At 67.2% G+C, this 17,239-nt stretch carries 20 protein-coding genes; 8 read left to right on the top strand and 12 right to left on the bottom strand.

Features of this window, described 5'->3' with window-relative positions; genetic code table 11:
* Positions 1-17: 17 nt before the first annotated feature.
* On the bottom strand, positions 18-938 hold the full coding sequence (locus BMW90_RS02240) for a choline ABC transporter substrate-binding protein (protein ID WP_048530315.1): 921 nt from the start codon (positions 936-938) through the stop codon (positions 18-20).
* Between the two features lie 80 nt (positions 939-1,018).
* Here BMW90_RS02240 and betI point away from each other — a divergent pair, with 80 nt between their 5' ends.
* From betI to betA, 3 genes are read left to right on the top strand one after another with little or no spacing between them, the layout of a single operon-like run.
* Positions 1,019-1,600 carry a transcriptional regulator BetI gene (gene betI / locus BMW90_RS02235; RefSeq protein WP_048530313.1) on the top strand — a complete coding sequence of 194 codons (582 nt, stop codon included), beginning with the start codon at positions 1,019-1,021 and terminating at the stop codon, positions 1,598-1,600.
* A complete protein-coding gene (gene betB, locus BMW90_RS02230; protein WP_074834630.1) occupies positions 1,597-3,057 on the top strand; it encodes a betaine-aldehyde dehydrogenase in 1,461 nt (486 codons plus the stop codon). The genes betI and betB overlap by 4 nt, the downstream gene beginning before the upstream one ends.
* Before the next feature lies 1 nt (position 3,058).
* On the top strand, positions 3,059-4,717 hold the full coding sequence (gene betA, locus BMW90_RS02225) for a choline dehydrogenase (RefSeq protein WP_074834629.1): 1,659 nt from the start codon (positions 3,059-3,061) through the stop codon (positions 4,715-4,717).
* A 120-nt stretch (positions 4,718-4,837) separates the two neighbouring features.
* Here the strand turns inward: betA and BMW90_RS02220 are convergent, their stop codons facing one another.
* Positions 4,838-5,530, bottom strand: a complete 693-nt coding sequence (locus BMW90_RS02220; RefSeq protein ID WP_074834627.1) for an HAD family hydrolase — start codon at positions 5,528-5,530, stop codon at positions 4,838-4,840.
* The gene (locus tag BMW90_RS02215) at positions 5,527-5,811 is read right to left on the bottom strand and encodes a DUF3572 domain-containing protein (RefSeq protein ID WP_074834626.1); all 285 of its coding nucleotides are present in this window, start codon (positions 5,809-5,811) and stop codon (positions 5,527-5,529) included. Before BMW90_RS02215 ends, BMW90_RS02220 begins: the two co-directional genes overlap by 4 nt.
* Before the next feature lie 96 nt (positions 5,812-5,907).
* Here BMW90_RS02215 and BMW90_RS02210 point away from each other — a divergent pair, with 96 nt between their 5' ends.
* Entirely contained in the window at positions 5,908-7,329 is a 1,422-nt protein-coding gene (locus tag BMW90_RS02210; RefSeq protein WP_074834624.1) for a diguanylate cyclase, read from the top strand.
* 6 nt (positions 7,330-7,335) lie between these two features.
* Here BMW90_RS02210 and BMW90_RS02205 read toward each other — a convergent pair whose 3' ends face one another.
* The 4 genes from BMW90_RS02205 to BMW90_RS02190 form a co-directional block, all read right to left on the bottom strand.
* Positions 7,336-7,827, bottom strand: coding sequence for a periplasmic heavy metal sensor (locus BMW90_RS02205; protein ID WP_074834622.1), 492 nt, complete (start codon positions 7,825-7,827; stop codon positions 7,336-7,338).
* 2 nt (positions 7,828-7,829) lie between these two features.
* A complete protein-coding gene (locus BMW90_RS02200; protein WP_074834621.1) occupies positions 7,830-8,219 on the bottom strand; it encodes a hypothetical protein in 390 nt (129 codons plus the stop codon).
* Positions 8,206-8,799, bottom strand: a complete 594-nt coding sequence (locus tag BMW90_RS02195) for an RNA polymerase sigma factor (RefSeq protein ID WP_074834619.1) — start codon at positions 8,797-8,799, stop codon at positions 8,206-8,208. The genes BMW90_RS02200 and BMW90_RS02195 overlap by 14 nt, the downstream gene beginning before the upstream one ends.
* Before the next feature lie 161 nt (positions 8,800-8,960).
* A complete protein-coding gene (locus tag BMW90_RS02190) occupies positions 8,961-9,575 on the bottom strand; it encodes an EF-hand domain-containing protein (RefSeq protein ID WP_074834617.1) in 615 nt (204 codons plus the stop codon).
* A 219-nt stretch (positions 9,576-9,794) separates the two neighbouring features.
* On the opposite strand from BMW90_RS02190, the gene BMW90_RS02185 reads away from it, so the two are divergent.
* A complete protein-coding gene (locus tag BMW90_RS02185) occupies positions 9,795-10,256 on the top strand; it encodes a DUF983 domain-containing protein (protein ID WP_082154571.1) in 462 nt (153 codons plus the stop codon).
* A gap of 11 nt (positions 10,257-10,267) precedes the next feature.
* On the top strand, positions 10,268-10,966 hold the full coding sequence (locus BMW90_RS02180) for an NUDIX hydrolase (protein ID WP_048530298.1): 699 nt from the start codon (positions 10,268-10,270) through the stop codon (positions 10,964-10,966).
* A 2-nt stretch (positions 10,967-10,968) separates the two neighbouring features.
* Here the strand turns inward: BMW90_RS02180 and BMW90_RS02175 are convergent, their stop codons facing one another.
* Positions 10,969-11,172: a DUF2061 domain-containing protein gene (locus tag BMW90_RS02175; RefSeq protein ID WP_048530296.1), complete on the bottom strand. Its 204-nt coding sequence runs from the start codon at positions 11,170-11,172 to the stop codon at positions 10,969-10,971.
* 105 nt (positions 11,173-11,277) lie between these two features.
* Here BMW90_RS02175 and BMW90_RS02170 point away from each other — a divergent pair, with 105 nt between their 5' ends.
* Positions 11,278-12,135 (top strand): helix-turn-helix domain-containing protein, encoded by an 858-nt coding sequence (locus BMW90_RS02170; RefSeq protein ID WP_074834616.1) that lies wholly within the window; start codon positions 11,278-11,280, stop codon positions 12,133-12,135.
* A gap of 4 nt (positions 12,136-12,139) precedes the next feature.
* On the opposite strand, the gene BMW90_RS02165 is transcribed toward BMW90_RS02170, so the two are convergent.
* Together BMW90_RS02165 and BMW90_RS02160 are read right to left on the bottom strand one after the other, a co-directional pair.
* Positions 12,140-13,042, bottom strand: a complete 903-nt coding sequence (locus BMW90_RS02165) for a DMT family transporter (RefSeq protein WP_048530293.1) — start codon at positions 13,040-13,042, stop codon at positions 12,140-12,142.
* A gap of 46 nt (positions 13,043-13,088) precedes the next feature.
* Positions 13,089-13,685, bottom strand: coding sequence for a LysE/ArgO family amino acid transporter (locus tag BMW90_RS02160; protein ID WP_074834613.1), 597 nt, complete (start codon positions 13,683-13,685; stop codon positions 13,089-13,091).
* Positions 13,686-13,851: 166 nt separating this feature from the next.
* On the opposite strand from BMW90_RS02160, the gene BMW90_RS02155 reads away from it, so the two are divergent.
* Positions 13,852-14,865 carry a Fe(3+) ABC transporter substrate-binding protein gene (locus BMW90_RS02155; RefSeq protein ID WP_048530291.1) on the top strand — a complete coding sequence of 338 codons (1,014 nt, stop codon included), beginning with the start codon at positions 13,852-13,854 and terminating at the stop codon, positions 14,863-14,865.
* Between the two features lie 141 nt (positions 14,866-15,006).
* Here the strand turns inward: BMW90_RS02155 and BMW90_RS02150 are convergent, their stop codons facing one another.
* Positions 15,007-16,668 carry an ABC transporter permease gene (locus BMW90_RS02150; protein ID WP_074834612.1) on the bottom strand — a complete coding sequence of 554 codons (1,662 nt, stop codon included), beginning with the start codon at positions 16,666-16,668 and terminating at the stop codon, positions 15,007-15,009.
* Positions 16,669-16,719: 51 nt separating this feature from the next.
* Entirely contained in the window at positions 16,720-17,202 is a 483-nt protein-coding gene (gene tsaA, locus BMW90_RS02145) for a tRNA (N6-threonylcarbamoyladenosine(37)-N6)-methyltransferase TrmO (protein WP_074834610.1), read from the bottom strand.
* Positions 17,203-17,239: the final 37 nt, after the last annotated feature.

Here is a 17,239-nt window from a genome sequence, read left to right as displayed (position 1 = left end):
GTCCGCAGCGGCCGAACTCACTCCAGCGCGGCCTTTACCGCGGCCATCGCATCGCCGCCGTCCTTGGTGGTGACGCCGTCGAGCCAGCCATCAAGCACCCCCATGTTTGCCGAGAGCCAGGCCCTGGCCGCATCCGACGGGCTTTCGCCGTCGTCGAGGATCGCCGCCATGATCTCGTTTTCCATCGCCAGCGTGAACTCGAGGTTTTGCAGCAGCTTGCCGACGTTGGGGCATTGCTCGACATAGCCGGCGGAGGTGTTGGTAAAGACCGTGGCACCGCCGAGGTTGGGACCAAAGTAATCGTCGCCGCCGGTGAGATAGGACATCTCGTAATTGGCGTTCATCGGATGCGGTTCCCAGCCGAGGAAGACCACCGGTTCGTCCCGCCGGTCGGCCCGGGCGACCTGGGCCAGCATGCCCTGCTCAGAGCTTTCGACCACTTCGAAACCTTCGAGGCCAAAGGCATTTTCCTCGATCATCGACAAAATCAGCCGGTTGCCGTCATTGCCCGGCTCGATGCCATAGATTTCGCCGTCGAGCGCCTCTTTGTGGGCCGCGATATCGGCGAAATCGGCGATCCCCAGATCGGACGCGGCCTTGTTCACCGCCAATGTGTATTTCGCGCCTTCCAGGTTGGCGCGCACGGTATCGACGGTGCCGGCTTCGCGGTAGGGCGCGATGTCACCTTCCATCGTCGGCATCCAGTTGCCGAGGAAAATATCGATATCGCCGTTGGCCAGCGAGGTATAGGTGACCGGCACCGACAGCACCTTGATATCGGTCTCATAGCCCAACGCGTCCAGCACCGTGGTGGTGGCGGCGGTGGTGGCGGTGATGTCGGTCCAGCCGACATCTGCAAAGTTCACTTCGTCACATTCGGCAAAGGCAGGCGTGGCTAGGCCGATCGCCAGCGCGGAGGCCGTGATCCTGAGTTTCATGTGATTCATCTCCCTGATTTTTGTTGACTGACCAGTCAATCAATAACATATAAATCCCAGACTTCAATCCGGAGGATCTCATGCCCAAGGTCGGAATGGAGCCGATCCGTCGTGAAGCGCTGATACAGGCGACTATTGCCGAGATCGGCGCCAAAGGCACGCTCGACATCACGGTCTCTGCCATCGCGCGCCGCGCCGGCGTGTCGCCGGCACTGGCGCATCATTATTTCGGCGGCAAGGAACAGCTGTTCCTGTCGACCATGCGGCATATCCTCAGCGTTTATGGCGCCGACGTGCGCGAGGCGCTGCGCGGGGCTCAGGGCCGGCAGGCGCGGCTCGAGGCCATCGTTCTGGCCGGATTCGCACCCGGGCATTTCCGCCGCGAGGTGGTCTCGGCCTGGATGAACTTCTATGCGCTGGCGCTGTCCTCGGGCGAGGCCGCGCGGCTCCTGTCGGTCTATCAACGCCGCCTGCGCGCCAACCTGCGCCACGCCCTGCGCCCGCTGGTCGCCGACCCCGCCGCCGCCGCCGAACGAATCGCGGCGATGATCGACGGGCTCTACCTGCGCGAGGGCCTCGCCCCGCGCGAGACCGAACACCGTCATGCCGCCGATCTGGCGATGACACATATCCAGTTGGAACTGAAAGGAAGCGCGCAATGACCCTGCCCGCCCCCCAGCCCAAGGCCAGCCATTTCGTCGGCGGCTATTACATCGAAGACACCTCGGGCGACGAGATCGCAGTGATCTATCCCTTCACCGGCGAACAGATCGCCAGCGTCCATGCCGCCACCGATGGCATCGTCGAACAGGCGATCGCCGCCGCCCTGCATGCCCAGCAGGACTGGGCCGCGCGTTCGGGCACCGAACGCGGCCGGGTGCTGCGCCGCGCCGCCGACATCATGCGCGCCCGCAACCACGAGCTGAGCCAGCTCGAAACCCTGGACACCGGCAAACCCTATCAGGAAACCTCGCTGGTCGATGCCACATCGGGCGCCGATGCGCTGGAATATTTCGGCGGCCTCGCCGCCAGCCTCACCGGCGAGCATATCCCGCTGGGCGAGGACTGGGCCTATACGATGCGCGAGCCGCTGGGCGTCTGCGCCGGGATCGGGGCCTGGAACTACCCCACCCAGATCGCCTGCTGGAAGGCCGCGCCGGCGCTGGCCTGTGGCAATGCCATGGTGTTCAAACCCTCCGAAACCACCACGCTCTGCGCTCTGAAGGTGGCCGAGATACTGGTCGAGGCCGGCGCGCCTCCGGGCCTGTTCAACGTCATCCAGGGGCGCGGCGACGTGGGCGCGAAACTGATCGCCGATCCGCGCATCGCCAAGGTCTCGCTCACCGGCTCGGTGCCCACCGGCCGCAAGGTCTATGCCGCCGCCGCCGAGGGCATCAAGAATGTCACCATGGAGCTGGGCGGCAAGTCGCCGCTGCTGATCTTCGACGACGCCGATCTCGAGGATGCGGTCTCGGGCGCGATCCTGGCCAACTTCTATTCCTCGGGCCAGGTCTGTTCCAACGGCACCCGGGTTTTCGTGCAGGCTGGCATCTACGACGCCTTCGTTGCCCGCATGGCCGAACGGCTGCATGGCGTGAAGACCGGCGACCCGCTGGATCCGGAGGTCAATTTCGGCCCGCTGGTGAGCGCCGAACAGCGCGACAAGGTGCTGGGATACATCGAGGCCGGCAAAGCCGAAGGCGCGCGTCTCGTCACTGGCGGCGCCGCCCTGGAGGGCCCCGGTTTCTGGGTGGCCCCGACGCTGTTTGCCGATGTCACCGACGAGATGACCATTGCCCGCGAAGAGATTTTCGGTCCGGTGCTCTCGGTGTTGAAATTCGACGACGAGGCCGAGGCCGTGGCCCGTGGCAATGCAACTGAATTCGGCCTCTCGGCCGGGGTCTTCACCACCAACATCACCCGCGCCCACCGGGTGATCCGCCAGTTGCAGGCCGGCAGTTGCTTCATCAATTCCTACAACGACGCCCCGGTCGAAGTGCCTTTTGGCGGCTCGAAACTCTCGGGGGTCGGACGTGAGAACGCCAAGGCGGCGATCGAGCATTATTCCCAGCTCAAATCCGTCTATGTCCGCATGTCCCAGATCGAGGCACCTTTCTGATATGCAGGCCGATTACGTCATCGTAGGCGCCGGGTCCGCCGGCTGCGCACTGGCCCACCGCCTGACCGAAGCCGGGCGCAGCGTCGTGGTGATCGAGCATGGCGGCTCGGACAAGGGGCCGTTCATCCAGATGCCCGGCGCGCTGTCCTACCCGATGAACATGAAGCGCTACGACTGGGGGTACCAGTCGGAGCCCGAGCCCTATCTCGGCGGCCGCAGGCTGGCCTGTCCGCGCGGCAAGGTGATCGGCGGCTCGTCGTCGATCAACGGCATGGTCTATGTGCGCGGTCATGCCGAGGACTTCGATCACTGGAGCGACACCGGCGCCAGCGGCTGGGCGGCGGCGGATGTGCTGCCCTATTTCAAGCGGATGGAGAACTGGCACGCCAGCGGCCATGGCGGCGATCCGTCCTGGCGCGGCACCGACGGCCCCCTGCACGTCAGCCGCGGCAGCCGCGAGAACCCGCTGGTCAAGGCCTTTGTCGAAGCCGGCAGACAGGCGGGCTACGAGACCACCCAGGATTACAACGGCGCCAAGCAGGAAGGCTTTGGCCCTATGGATTCGACGATTCATGGCGGCGAACGCTGGTCGGCGGCGCGGGCCTACCTCAAACCGGCCCGTGCCACCGGCCGCTGCACCCTGGTGCGCGGGCTGGCGACGCGGGTGGTGATCAAGGAGGGCCGCGCCACCGGCGTCGAGCTTTTGCGTCATGGCGGGCGCGACACCGTGCATGCCGGCCGCGAGGTGATCCTCGCCGCCTCGTCGATCAATTCGCCCAAGCTGCTGATGCTCTCGGGCGTGGGCCCCGGCGCGCATCTCTCGGCGCATGGCATCGAGGTGCTGGCCAACCGCCCCGGCGTGGGGATGAACCTTCAGGACCACCTCGAGCTCTATGTGCAGATGGCCGCATCGCAGCCGGTGTCTCTGTTCAAGTACTGGAACCTCTTCGGCAAGGCCTGGGTCGGGCTTCAATGGCTGGCGGCGCGGCGCGGGCCGGGCGCCTCGAACCAGTTCGAAAGCGCCGCCTTCATCCGCTCGCGCGCGGGTGTGCGCTACCCGGACATCCAGTATCACTTCCTGCCGATCGCCGTCCGCTACGACGGCAAGGCGGCGGCCGAGGGCCATGGTTTCCAGGCCCATGTCGGCCCGATGCGCTCACCCTCGCGTGGCTCGGTCAGCCTGCGTTCGCGCGATCCGCGGGACGCGCCGAAAATCCAGTTCAACTACATGTCGCATGCCAAGGATTGGGAAGACTTCCGCACCTGCATCCACCTCACCCGCGAGATCTTTGCCCAGGAGGCCTTCCAACCCTTTGCCGGCGCCGAGATTCAGCCGGGCGCGGATGTGCAGAGCGATGCCGAGCTTGACGGGTTCATCCGCGAGCACGTGGAAAGCGCCTATCACCCCTGCGGCACCTGCCGGATGGGCGCCCGCGACGATCCCGGCGCGGTGGTCGACCCGGAGGCCCGGGTGATCGGCGTCGAGGGGCTGCGGGTGGCCGACAGCTCGATCTTTCCGCGGATCACCAATGGCAACCTCAATGCGCCCTCGATCATGGTGGGGGAGAAAGCCGCCGATCACATCCTCGGCCGCAGCCCGCTGCCGCCGGAGAACGCCGAGCCCTGGATTCACCCCGACTGGCAAACCAGCCAGCGCTGACCGTCAGTCCGCCCCCGTCCCGGCCCCCGCGCCGGGACCTCTCCGCCCAAGGCGCGCACCTCGGGAAACGGCCCGCGCGCCAGGAGGCCCCGGCCCCCGCGCCGGGGCGCGCGGGTCATCTCAGTGTCTGTCGAGCCAGTCGGGCAGATGACCGATGTCGGCCAGCACGGCATCCGCATGCGGCGCCAGCGCGTCGGCCCGGGCCGGGCCGGTTAGCACGCCGACCGTGACCATGCCCGCCGCGCGGCCGGCAATCAGGTCATGGGTGCTGTCGCCCACCATCACCACGTCTTCCGGCGGGATCTCGACCGCACTGGCAAAGGCCAGGAGCGGCGCCGGATCGGGCTTCATGCCATAGCCGCTGTCGAACCCGGCGATGAAATCGAACAGCCCGGTGACCTCGACCGCCGCCAGATGCGCCCGCGCCGAGGTTTCGGTGTCATTGGTCACCACGCCAAGCCGCAGGCCGCGGGCGGTCAAGGCGCCGAGCAGCGGCGCCAGTGGCACCGCGGGGGCCAGCGGCGCATTGCGGGCGGCCGCGTCGAGAAAGCGCTCGACCTGCTCCACCGAACGGCCGGGCAATACGCGGGCAAAACATTCCGCCGCCTCGCGCGCGGTGCCGGCGATGACCGGGCTGTCGGGCTCGAAGGTCAGCCGCTCCAGATCGTAGCGCGCCGAGGCCGCCATCGCCTGCGCCAGCGCCGCATCGCCGTCCGACAGCGTGGCGATCACCCCGGCCGCCCAGCCATCCCAGGTGGCGCCGAAATCGAACAGCGTGCCGTCCTTGTCAAAGGCGATGGCCCTGATCGTCATGTCCAATGCACCTGCGCGCCGCCGGGCAGCGCCGCACGCGCCAGCATCATCCGCTCATATGCCAGCCCGTGGGCATCGCAGAACCGGATCACCCAGGCGTCATCCATCATGATGAAATCCAGCACCGAACCGAGGAAATCCGGCTCGGCCGCCCGCTGCCGCAGATCGGCCTCTGCCATCCCGGTCGAGCCGAGAAAGACCCCGACAAGATCCTCCTGCGCCACCAGCCAAGCCAGGGCCTGCAAGCCCAGGGTTTCGGCAGATTCCCGCGTATACGCCATATGTGCGCTCCCGAATGTTACCGCGTGGAAAGAATTTCTTAACTCTTCGGGCCGAAAACTTAACACAAGATTGAGGAAAGACCCGAGGGTTCACTGTTGGCACGGCAAATCCTACTTGTCGATGCGGTGGCGACCAACCGCATCGTTCTGAAAGTCAAACTGGCGGCGGCCTTCTACGAGGTCGAACAGGCGGTGAGCGCCGCCGAAGCGCTGGAGCAAGTGCGCCGCAAGACCCCCTCGGTGATCCTCATCGGCGGGCTGGGCGATGCCTCGCCGGTCGATCTCTGCCGCCGGCTGCGCAGCCTTGCCGCCACGGCGCATTGTCCGATCGTGCTGATGGCATCGGAAAACAGCGCCGATGCCCGCATTGCCGCGCTTGAGGCCGGGGCCAGCAGCATCCTCGATCAGCCGTGCTGCGACACGCTCTTGCTGGCCCGGCTGCGGGCGCTGCTGCGTGGCCACGAGACCGAGATGGAGCTGCGGATGCGCGACGGCACCCACCGCGCGCTGGGCCTGTCGGAACCGGCGGCGCGCTTCGATCTTCCGGCCCGCATCGGGATTATCGCCGAAGAGCGGCGCGGCCTGGCCGGCCGGCTGCGCGACCTGCGCGGGCTGCTGCCGCATCGGCTCGACCTGATGTCGCCGCGCGAGGTGTTTCATCCGCTGAACCGGCCGCCGGGCGGCCCCGCCGGGGCGACGCCGGATGTGCTGGTGATCGCGCTCGATGCCGGCAAGGCGGATGCGGAAATGCAGATCCTGCCCGACCTGCGCGCCCGCGCCGCCACCCGCTATGCCGGGGTGCTGGTGCTGGCGCCGGAGAACGCCGGGCCGCTGGCGGCCGCGGTGCTCGATCTGGGGGCCGACGATGTCGCCCCGGCCGATACCTCGCCCGCCGAGATCGCCCTGCGGGTGGAGCGGCTGGTGGCACGCAAACGCATGGCCGACCGGCTGCGCAGCACGGTGCGCGAAGGGCTCCGCGCGGCGGTGACCGATCCGCTGACCGGGCTGTTCAATCGCCGCTACGCCCTGCCCCATATCACCCGGATCTCGGAGCGGGCGACCCGTCTGGGCCGGCCCTTCGCGGTGATGGTGGCCGATCTCGATCACTTCAAGAAGGTCAACGACAACTTTGGCCATGCCGCCGGCGATGCCGTATTGTCGGAGCTGGCGCGGCGGCTGCGCGACAATCTGCGCGCCGTCGACCTGGTGGCGCGGATCGGCGGCGAGGAGTTTCTCGTCGTGCTGCCCGACGCCGCCGACCACCGGGCCAACCGCACCGCGCACCGGCTCTGCGCCGCGGTGTCGGACGCGCCCTTCGCCATTCCCGGGCAGGAGGCGCCGATCCGCATCACGATTTCGATCGGCGTGATGATCGCGCGGCCACAGGCGACGCCGGGCGCCGCCGCCGGTGCCGCCCCGCTGCGGCCCGAGGCGCTTTTGCGGGATGCCGATGCCGCGCTCTACAAGGCCAAGGCGCACGGCCGCAACCAGGTCGAACTGCGCCGCCCGGCGGCCTGAGCGGGGTTACTTGTGGCGCCGGTCGCCGCGCTCCAGCGCCTCGGCCACGCGGTCGGCAAAGGCGGCGCGGCCCTCGGGGCTCATCGCGGCCACATAGGACACCAGGATCTCCTGACCGCGCTGCTGGCGCGCGGCGGCACGGGCGTTCTGGCGATCGAGCACCTCGGCGAAGGCGCCCGCATCGAACGGCTCGGCGCGCAGCACGGCCAGCGCTTCGCGGTATTCGGCCCGGGCCCGCTCTCGCACCGCCTCGCGCGGGCCTTCCTTGCGCATCTCGCGAAACCATTCGCGGCCGATCGCCTTGCGGTCGTCGCGGGTCAGGGCCTGGGTGTAAGGCGCCACGGCGTCACGCGGGTTGCGCGGCGGCGCCTTGCCCGGCCCGCCGGTGAGCAGAAAGCCCGCCACCAGCCCGACAATCGCCAGGTTCATCGCCAGGGACAGAAACAGCACGACCCGCAGGCCCGGCAAAATGCGGCGTGGTTTGGTATTGTCCGCCATGGTCAGCCTTCCCCAAGGTCGAAGTCGAAGCCGGAGACCGGATCATAAAGCGCCGCCTCCTCGGTGGTGTAATAGGCCGCCGTCTCGCTGAGGCTCTCAGGCGGGCTGATGCCGATCAACAGCCCGCTGACCGACGCCGCCGCCAGCCCGGCAAAGGCCGGCCAGCCGCCCAGCGCCGCGCCAAGCTGCGCGAAAAGACCCGGGCGCGGCGGCGCTTTGCGTTCCGGCAATTTAGCTGTGTCGAAACCGGCCTGCACCGTTTCGGCATCGGTCATCACCCGCGCCAGCAGCTCCGGCGAGACCTCCGGGCCAGAAGGACGGCGCGCCTGCCGTTCTTCCTCGAACAGCGCCTCGAGGAAAGCCTCCTCGCCCAGTTTGTCAGACCTCGTCATCGGTGTACCCCAGTTCTGCCTTGCGGCCCTCAAGCGCGCGGGCCAGGGCCCGCTTGCCACGTGCGGTAAGGCTTTCGACAGCCTCAACGCTGATCCCAAGTATGGCGGCGATCTCGGGGTTGCCCAACCCCTCGAAATGCCTCAGTTCAACCGCCCGGCGCTGCCGTTCCGGCAGTTTGGCCAGCGCCCCGGCCAGGGCGGCGCGTCGCGCCTCGGTCTGCATCTGTGCCGGGGCGTCGCCGGTGTCGTCCACCGGTTCGCCGGCGTCCTCGAGCGGCGCAACCCGGCGGCGTTTGCGCAGCCGGTCGGTGGCCAGGTTGGCCACCACCCGCCAAAGCCAGGTGCTGACCTGCGCCTCGCCCTGCCGCCAGTCGGGCGCGATCTTCCACAGGCGCATCAGCGCATCCTGTGTCACGTCCTCGGCCTCGGCGCGGTCGCCCAGCATGCGAAAGGCCTGGGCATAGGCCCGGGGCGTCAGCCGCAGCGTCAGGGCACGCGCCGCCGGCCCGTCGCCATTGGCGTAGAGCACCAGCAATGCCTCGTCACTGATCCCGTCCGTTGCGTCGAGCGCCATGTCCATATACCGCGGCCTAAATCCTTTTGTCGCGCTTGGGAACCGGGCAATCCCGCCAGCCCCCTTGCGGTCATCCCTGGTCTGTTCGACGCCTCCCCCCGCCATGGCAGGGGGAGACGCGGACCGGGCGGGAGCAAAGGGATGAAAGCTCGCGCCCGAAGCCGGGCTCAGTTCTCGGTCGGGGCCGGAGCATTGCCGGGGCGGCGGGCCGCAAGACGTTCCTTGGCGCTGTCGAATTCGGCCTCCGAGACGCTGCCGTTGCCATCGGTGTCGATCAGCGCGAACAGCCGGTCAAAACCTGCGCCGCCGCGGGCGCCGTCACGGTCGGCCCGGCGATGTTCGCCACCGTCCTTGCCACCGCGCGCCTTGTCGCCGCGGGCATGCCCTTTGCCCATCTTACCGCCCTTGCGCATCTTGTCGTGGCCGGCCTCCATTTCGGCGGCGCTGACGGTGCCGTTGCCATCGGTGTCGAGACGGTCGATCATTCGCGCAAAGCGGGCGTCGCGGCGCGCGTCGTCCGCGGCCTCGAGCTCTTCGGCGCTCAACTCGCCGTCGCCGTTGGCGTCCATCCGGGCAAAGCGGGCCTTGCCGATGTCGCGCATTTCCTCGGGGGTCAGGCTGCCGTTGCCATTCTGATCGAAATGCTCGAACTCGAGAGCGGCTGCGCCCCCCATGCCGCCAAAGCCGGCGCCGCCCTTGGCCAGCGCGCTGCCTGCCGGAACGCTCAGGGCGATGGCCGCGATGAGGGCCGCGCCGATCAGCGGAGTGCGTGTCTTGCTCATTGTAGTCGTCCTTTCGGTTTCCTGCTTGCGATGCGGCGGTCTTTTCCGTCGCGATCTGAGCCTCAAACGGGCCGGCCCGGCGCTTCCGTCGGCCCTGCGCAGGTTTTTTGATCACGTCGCCGTGAGCGCTCACGCGACATCCCGCCGCAAGGACGGATTGTCCGATGTTTTTTTCATTGGAAGGCTCATAGTCTCGGTTTGGTTAGCGAGGTGGTGACCATGAAGAATTATCAATTGTCCGATCGCGATGCGGTCGAGACGGTCGATCTGCGGCCCGGCAGCAGGCCCGACACGGCAGAACGCGAGCTCTGGCCGACGCTCTGGAAGGGCTGGCGGCGCAAGTGCCCGAACTGCGGCAACGGTCCGATGCTCTCCGGCTATCTCAAGGTGCGGGATGCCTGCCCGGTCTGCCGGCAGGAGCTGCATCACCACCGCGCCGACGACGGCCCGGCCTATCTCACCATCCTGATCGTGGGCCATCTTCTGGCGCCGTTGCTGTTGGTTGTCTTTACCACCTGGCGGCCCGAGCCGCTGGTGCTCTTCACCATATTTGGCGTTGGCACGATTGCGCTCTCGCTATATCTTCTGCCGAGGCTCAAGGGCATGATCGTGGCATTTCAATGGGCGCGCAGGATGCACGGATTTGGCAAACCGGCCGAACCAGAGGCGCCGCGCCCCTGACAGGGGGTAGGATGAGCAGCATCGACAAGACCGGGATACGCGACGCGGCGACGGTGATCGTGCTGCGCGACCGGGCGACACGGCCGCGTATCCTGATGGGTCAGCGCGGCGCTGCCGCGGCCTTCATGCCCAACAAGTTCGTCTTTCCCGGCGGCGCGGTGGATGCGGCGGATGCCGATGTGCCGCTCGCCCGTCCGATTGCCCTGCCCTGCGCCCATCGCCTGCGCGAGGATTGCGTCGACGACAACAGCCACGCGGTTGCCGCCGCCGCGATTCGCGAACTCTGGGAAGAAACCGGCCTGTTGCTTGGCCAGAAAGGCCGCTGGCCCGGCGCGGTTCCGGCCGATTGGCAGGGCTTTGCCGACATGGGCCTTCTGCCCGATGCCGCGCCGCTGCAATTCGTTTTTCGCGCCGTCACCCCGCCGGGCCGGCCCCGGCGCTTCGATGCGCGGTTTTTCCTGATCGATGCCGCCGACCTGGCCTCGGACCCGGATGATTTCTCGGCCGCCTGCGACGAGTTGAGCCATCTGCACTGGGTCGCGCTCGACGAGGTGCGGGCGCTCGACCTGCCGTTCATCACCGAAGTGGTGCTGGCCGAGGTGGCCGCGCGGGTCGATGACCCCGCGCCGCCCGCCTCGGTGCCATTCTTTCGCAATGACGACGAGGAAAGCCTGTTTCTGCGCCTGCACGGCCGCGCCCTGCCGGACTGACCTCAGGCCTGCCGACCCCAGCGCACCCCGGCCCAGAAGCGTTCATAGAGCACGTAGTTGACGAAGCCGATTGCAGAATTCACCAGCGCCATGGTGCCGCCCACGGCCACGGAGCCGGTGAAAAGCAGCCCCACGAGGCTCATCACCACCAGCCCCATGAAAATCCACACCACACCTTTGACGATCGTGCGTTCGCGCGTTTCCAAGTCTGCCTCCATTTGTTGATATGGCTTCGGCATACGCCTGTCAGGCCTGTGGGGACATTCGGAATATAGTTAGCAAAATTCCGCATCTGTGATATTATTCACCACATGATGGCAAAAACCGACAAGCGCGTCAGAGCTGAAACCTTCCGAAGCAGGGTCAGCGAAGCGATGGCCCAGGCCGGCACCAACCAGAGCGCCCTGGCGCGCGACATCGGCGTTGATCGATCGACCGTGTCACAGCTTGTCTCCGGCAGCGGCGCACGCCTGCCCAACGGCCAAGTGGTGGCGGAATGTGCCCGGGCGCTGGGCGTCTCGGCCGATTGGCTGCTGGGCCTGTCGGACCGACCCGAGAGCGCCGCGCGCATTGTCGCCAATGCCTTTCGCATCACCGAGGCACCGCGCGCGCTGGTCGATCAGCAGATCTTCGACTGGCATCTCGAGGCCGACGGCTACAAGATCCGCTATGTTCCCCCTGCCCTGCCCGACATGCTGAAGACCCGCGAGGTGCTGGATTGGGAATATACGCCGCATCTGGGCCGCACCGCCGAACAGGCGATCAACGCCTCGGAAGAGCGGCTGGAATGGATGCGCGATTCCGCCTCGGATTACGAGATCTCCCTGCCGATGTTCGAACTCGCCAGCTTTGCCGGCGGCACAGGATATTACGCCGGGCTGCCCCGCGATCTGCGGCAGGCCCAGCTCGCGCGGTTGCAGCGGCTGGCCGCGCAGCTCTATCCGCGGATGCGAATCTGCCTGTTCGACGCCCGCCGGCTCTATTCCGCGCCGCTGACGATCTTTGGCCCCTTGCAGGCGGTGATCTATCTCGGCAGCAATTACCTGGCCTTCCGCGACACCGAGCGGGTGCGCGCCATCACCCGGCATTTCGATCACCTGGTGCGCGAGGCCGCGGTCCCGGCCCGCGCTCTGGGCGATCACATCGAAACGCTGTTGCAGGAGATGTGAGGGCTCAGACCTTGGGCGCGTTGACCCCGGGCGTCACTTCGCGGCGCTTGAGCTGCGCCTCGCGCAGGGTGATGAAGATGACCGAGCCCAGGATCAGCCCGCCGCCCAGCACCACCGCCGGATCGACCGGTTCGCCAAAGACCAGTGCTCCGAGGCTGACCGCCCAGACCAGTTGCAGAAAGGTGATCGGCTGGGTCACCGTCAGGGGCGCGGCGCGAAACGCCAGGGTCATGGCAAAATGCCCCCCCGTGGCGAAACAGGCGACGGCAAACAGGACCGCCAGCGTCCACAGGTCGGGCGCGACCCAGACGACCAAGGCAAAAGGCGCCAGCCCGATGGTCACGGTGACCGAGAGCATGGCGACAACCAGCGTCGGCGACACCTCGTCGGCCACGATCTTGGCCACCAGGTAGGAACAGGCAAACAGCACCGCGGTGCCCAGCATCGCCAGATGGCCGGGGTTCACTTCGCGAAAGCCCGGCCGCAGGATGATCACCGCCCCCAGCAGCGCGATACAGACCGCCAGGATCCGCCGAAAAGCCAGCTTTTCACCCAGAAACAGCGCCGCCCCGATGGTGACATAGACCGGCGAAAGATAGTTCATCGCCGTCACCTCGGCGATGGGAATACGCGTCATGGCAAAGAACCACAGGATCACCCCGAGGGTGTGCACCGCGCCGCGCAGGCCAAAGAGCCGCCACTGACGCGGGCTCATCCGTGTGGCAAGCAGTGTCCTGGCCGCCGGCAACAGGAAGACCAGCCCCAGCACATACCGCAGAAACGCCGCCTGCGCCGAAGGCACCGCATTGTCGAGGTATTTGACGAGCGCCGTTACCGCCACGAAGCACAGCCCCGTGACCAGCATCCAGAACACGCCACGCACAGGGGAAGGCTGGGGTTTTGTCATGCGCGCATCAAGACCCGCCCGGGCGGGATGTGCAAGGCCCGCAGCGTTATCCCAGAATGAGTTTTGCCGCGATCGCCCACATAGTCAGCCCGACCACCACGTCGAGGATCTGCCAGGCCCGGGCCGAGGTAAAGAGCGGCCGAAGCAGCCGGGCGCCGAAACCCAGCGAGAAGAAAAAGGCAAACGAGGCACTCATCGCCCCCAGCGCGAAGGCCAGTCTTTCGTCATATTGCGCCGAGATCGAGCCCAGAAGCACCACGGTGTCGAGGTAGACATGCGGGTTGAGCCAGGTCAGCGCCAGGCAGGTCAGCACCGCCGCCCGCAGGCTCTGGGTGCTTTCGCCGGTGTCAGCCAGCGCCGCGCCGCCCGCGGCCGCGGCGCGGAAATTGCGCAGCCCGTACCAGATCAGAAAGGCCGCCCCGCCCAGGCGCATCACCGTCTCGAACAGCGGCACCGCCTCGGCCAGAGCGCCAAACCCCGCCACGCCGGCGGCGATCAGCAATGCATCGCTCAGCGCGCAGGTCAGCACCACCGGCAGAACATGCAGCCCCTTGAGCCCTTGCCGCAGCACAAAGGCGTTCTGCGCCCCGATCGCCAGAATGAGGGAAAACCCGAGTGCAAATCCCGCGACTGCCGCCTGCATGTCCGCTCCGTTCCTGTTCGCTGCGTTCTCTGGCGCGGCCGGACCGGAAAGTCCAGCGCAGCGCCCGCGGCAAATATTCCGATCTATTTTGTCGGAATTGGATTGCAGCGCGCCTGCGGATCAATTACCGAGAGATTTAGTAAGATATCAACCCATGGAGATACACATGCGGCACACCGCTGTCACCTCGATCCTTGCCCTGTCCCTGAGCGCCGGTGCGGCGCTGGCCGAGGGTGAGGTCAACCTCTATTCCTCGCGTCACTACGACACCGACGAGCGGCTCTATTCCGATTTCGAAGCGCAGACCGGCATCACCATCAACCGCATCGAAGGCAATGCCGACGAACTGATCGCGCGGATGGAATCCGAAGGCGCCAACTCGCCGGCCGACGTGCTGCTCACCGTCGACACCTCGCGGCTGACCCGCGCCAAGGAAGCTGGCGTGCTGCAAGCGATCGACAGCGAGTTGCTCGAGGCGCGGGTGCCGGCCTATCTCCAGGATGACGACAACCAGTGGTTCGGCTTCTCGCAGCGTTCGCGCATCATCTTCTACGACAAGAACGATGTGGAAAACCCGCCCGCGACCTATGCCGATCTGGCCAAGCCGGAGTATGAAGGCCTGGTCTGCATCCGCTCTTCGACCAACGCCTACATGCAGACCCTGCTGGCCGCCATCGTCGAGCATGAGGGCGAAGAGGCCGCGCGCGACTGGGCCCAGGCAGTCAAGGACAACTTTGCCCGCGATCCGCAGGGCGGCGACACCGACCAGCTCCGCGGCATCGTCTCGGGCGAATGCGATATCGCCGTGTCGAACACCTATTACTTTGCCCGCGCCATCCGCACCGATGTCAGCGGTCTGAGCGACAGCCTGGACAGCATCGGCTGGGTCTTTCCCGATCAGAACGGCAACGGCGCGCATATGAACCTCTCGGGCGGCGGTGTGGCGGTGAACGCCCCGAACCGCGAGAACGCGATCAAGTTCCTCGAATATCTGACCTCGGATCAGGCGCAGCAGTATTTCTCGGCCGGCAACGATGAATACCCGGCTGTGCCCGGTGTGGCGATCAGCCCCTCGGTGGCCGAGCTCGGCTTTTTCAAGCCCGACAGCGTCGATCTGAGCGCCGTGGCCGGCAACATCCCGACCGCACAGAAAATCTTCAACCAGGTCGGCTGGGAGTAATCTCCGCGCCCGATCGAAGACCAGGGCCCCGCCTGTTCCGCAGGCGGGGCTTTTCTCTGTCCAGCGGATCAAGCGCCGTGCCTCGCCGACCTGCGGAGCCAAGCAATGCGCGGCGGCAGGCTCCCGCGCCAGTCTGCGCCGCTATTCCCGGCCCACCCGGCGGCAGAGCAGGATAACCGGCAGCACGCCCACCGCCACAATCACCAGGCTGGGCACCGCCGCTCCTTCGAGCCGTTCATCGGCCGCCAGCCGATGCGCCTGCACCGCCAGCGTGTCATAATTGAACGGCCGCAGGATCAGCGTCGCCGGCAATTCCTTCATCACGTCGACAAAGACGATCAGCAGCGCGGTCAGCAGGGACGGCGTCAGGATCGGCAGATGGATGCGCCGAAGGGTGCCGTAGCTCGACTGGCCGAGCACCCGGCTGGCGGCGTCGAGATTGGGGTTGATCGCGCTCTGCCCGCCCTCATAGGCGCCGATGGCGGCGGCCATAAACCGGATCATATAGGCAAAGACCAGGACCCAGATCGACCCGGTGAACAGCAGCCCGGTCGAGACCCCGAACCAATCGCGCATCACCGCGTCCAGCGCGTTGTCGAAGGCGGCGAAAGGCACCATCAGCCCGACGGCGATCACCCCGCCCGGCACCGCATAGCCCAGCCGCCCGGCATAGATCGCCCAGCGCGCGCCCGGGCGGCGTGCGGCGCGGTGAAAAAAGCCCAGAACCACCGCCGCGGCCAGAGTGCAGAGCGCCGCCGTGCCGGCGAGCACCAGCGAGTTCTGGATGAACCCCAGATAGCGCCGGCTCATAAGATCCTGCCCCGAGCCCTGCCCCATGATCACCAGCGCGACGATCGGGATCACCGCCCCGAACAGCACCGGCACCGCGCACAGCGCCCAGGCCGCGAATTCGGAGCTGCCATGCAGCCGCAGCCGGGTCAGCCGCTCGACCCGCTGGCCGGTATGATACTTGGCCTCGCCGCGCGACCGGCGCTCGAGCACCGCCAGGGTCAGCGCAAAGGCCAGCAGCCCGAGCGACAGCTGCGCCGCCGCGGCACGGTCGGCCATGGAAAACCAGCTGGTGTAGATGCCGGTGGCAAAGGTCGGGACGCCGAAATAGGACACCGTGCCGAAATCGGCGATGGTCTCCATCGTCGCCAGCAACACGCCGGCCGCAATCGCCGGGCGCGCCATCGGCAGGGTCACCTTGAGAAAGGCCTGAAGCGGCGTGTTGCCCAGCGCGCGGGCGGCGTGAAAAGTGCTCGCGCTCTGGCCCAGAAAGGCGGCGCGCGCCAGCAGGTAGACATAAGGATAGAGCACCAGAACCAGCATGGCCGCGGCCCCGCCGAGACTGCGAATCTCGGGGAACCAATAATCGCGCGGCCCCCAGCCCATGACCTCGCGCAGGGTGCTCTGCACGATGCCGGGATGGTCGAGCAGATGGGTATAGGCATAGGCCAGCACATAGGCCGGAAAGGCCAGCGGCACCACCAGCAGGATCTCGAACAGCCGGCGGCCGCGAAATTCGGTCATGGTGACGAAACAGGCCGCACCGGTGCCGATGCTGAGCGTGCCCAGCGCCACGCAGGCGACAAGCACCAGGGTGTTGCCGGCGTAACGCGGCAGCACGGTCTGCGCCAGGTGGGTCAGCGTTTCGACCCCGCCGGTGACCCCGGCCAGCGTCACCGCAAGGATCGGCAAGAGGCAGAGCCCGGCCACCGCATAGGCCGCCGCGCGCAAAAGGCGCAGCGGTTCCGCATGACGGCGGCGGCGGGGCGGGCTCAGGGTGCTGTCGGTCGGCATCCGAGCTTTTTTGTCAGGTGTCTCGGGCGGACGCAAGCCCCGCTCCCTTGCTCAGGGGCTGCGGTCGGCCGGCTTGTCGGGCGCGGCGATGGTATAGGCACAGCGGTCGGGCTTGAGATCGATCAGCGGCGTGCCGTCGAGACAGTCGAGACCGCGCACGATGACCTCTGGCCCCTCGATCCGCAGAATCGCCACCTTGGACAGGCCGATCGGATTGGGCCGTACCGGCGAGCGCAGCGAAAAGACACCGCGCACCGCGCCATCCGAGCGCGGGCTTTGCAGCACCAGGTCGCGGCGGCTTTCGTGCAGCCAGTAGAGCACATCGGCAAATTCGTAGCGCTCGAGCCCGGCCAGACCGGCGGCCCAGGGCGCGTCGAGCACCAGCCGGCAGTCCGGGCCGTCGAGCCGCCCCTGCCGCGGGCAGAGGTCGCGGCGGGTGAACGGCGTGCGGATCCGGCCGATGAAATGCAGCGCCGCATCGCGCGGCGCATCCGTCGCAACCGCCACCTCGTTGTCGCGCAACTTCTGTGTCATCTCCGGCCCCCGGCCTGCGTCTCCGTCACATCAGCCT

Origin of the sequence: Marinovum algicola (assembly GCF_900109145.1) — a bacterium.
Taxonomy (GTDB): Bacteria; Pseudomonadota; Alphaproteobacteria; order Rhodobacterales; family Rhodobacteraceae; genus Marinovum; species Marinovum algicola.
The sequence above is the reverse complement of the archived record's forward strand: the minus strand, read 5'-3'. Positions and strand labels throughout refer to the sequence as shown.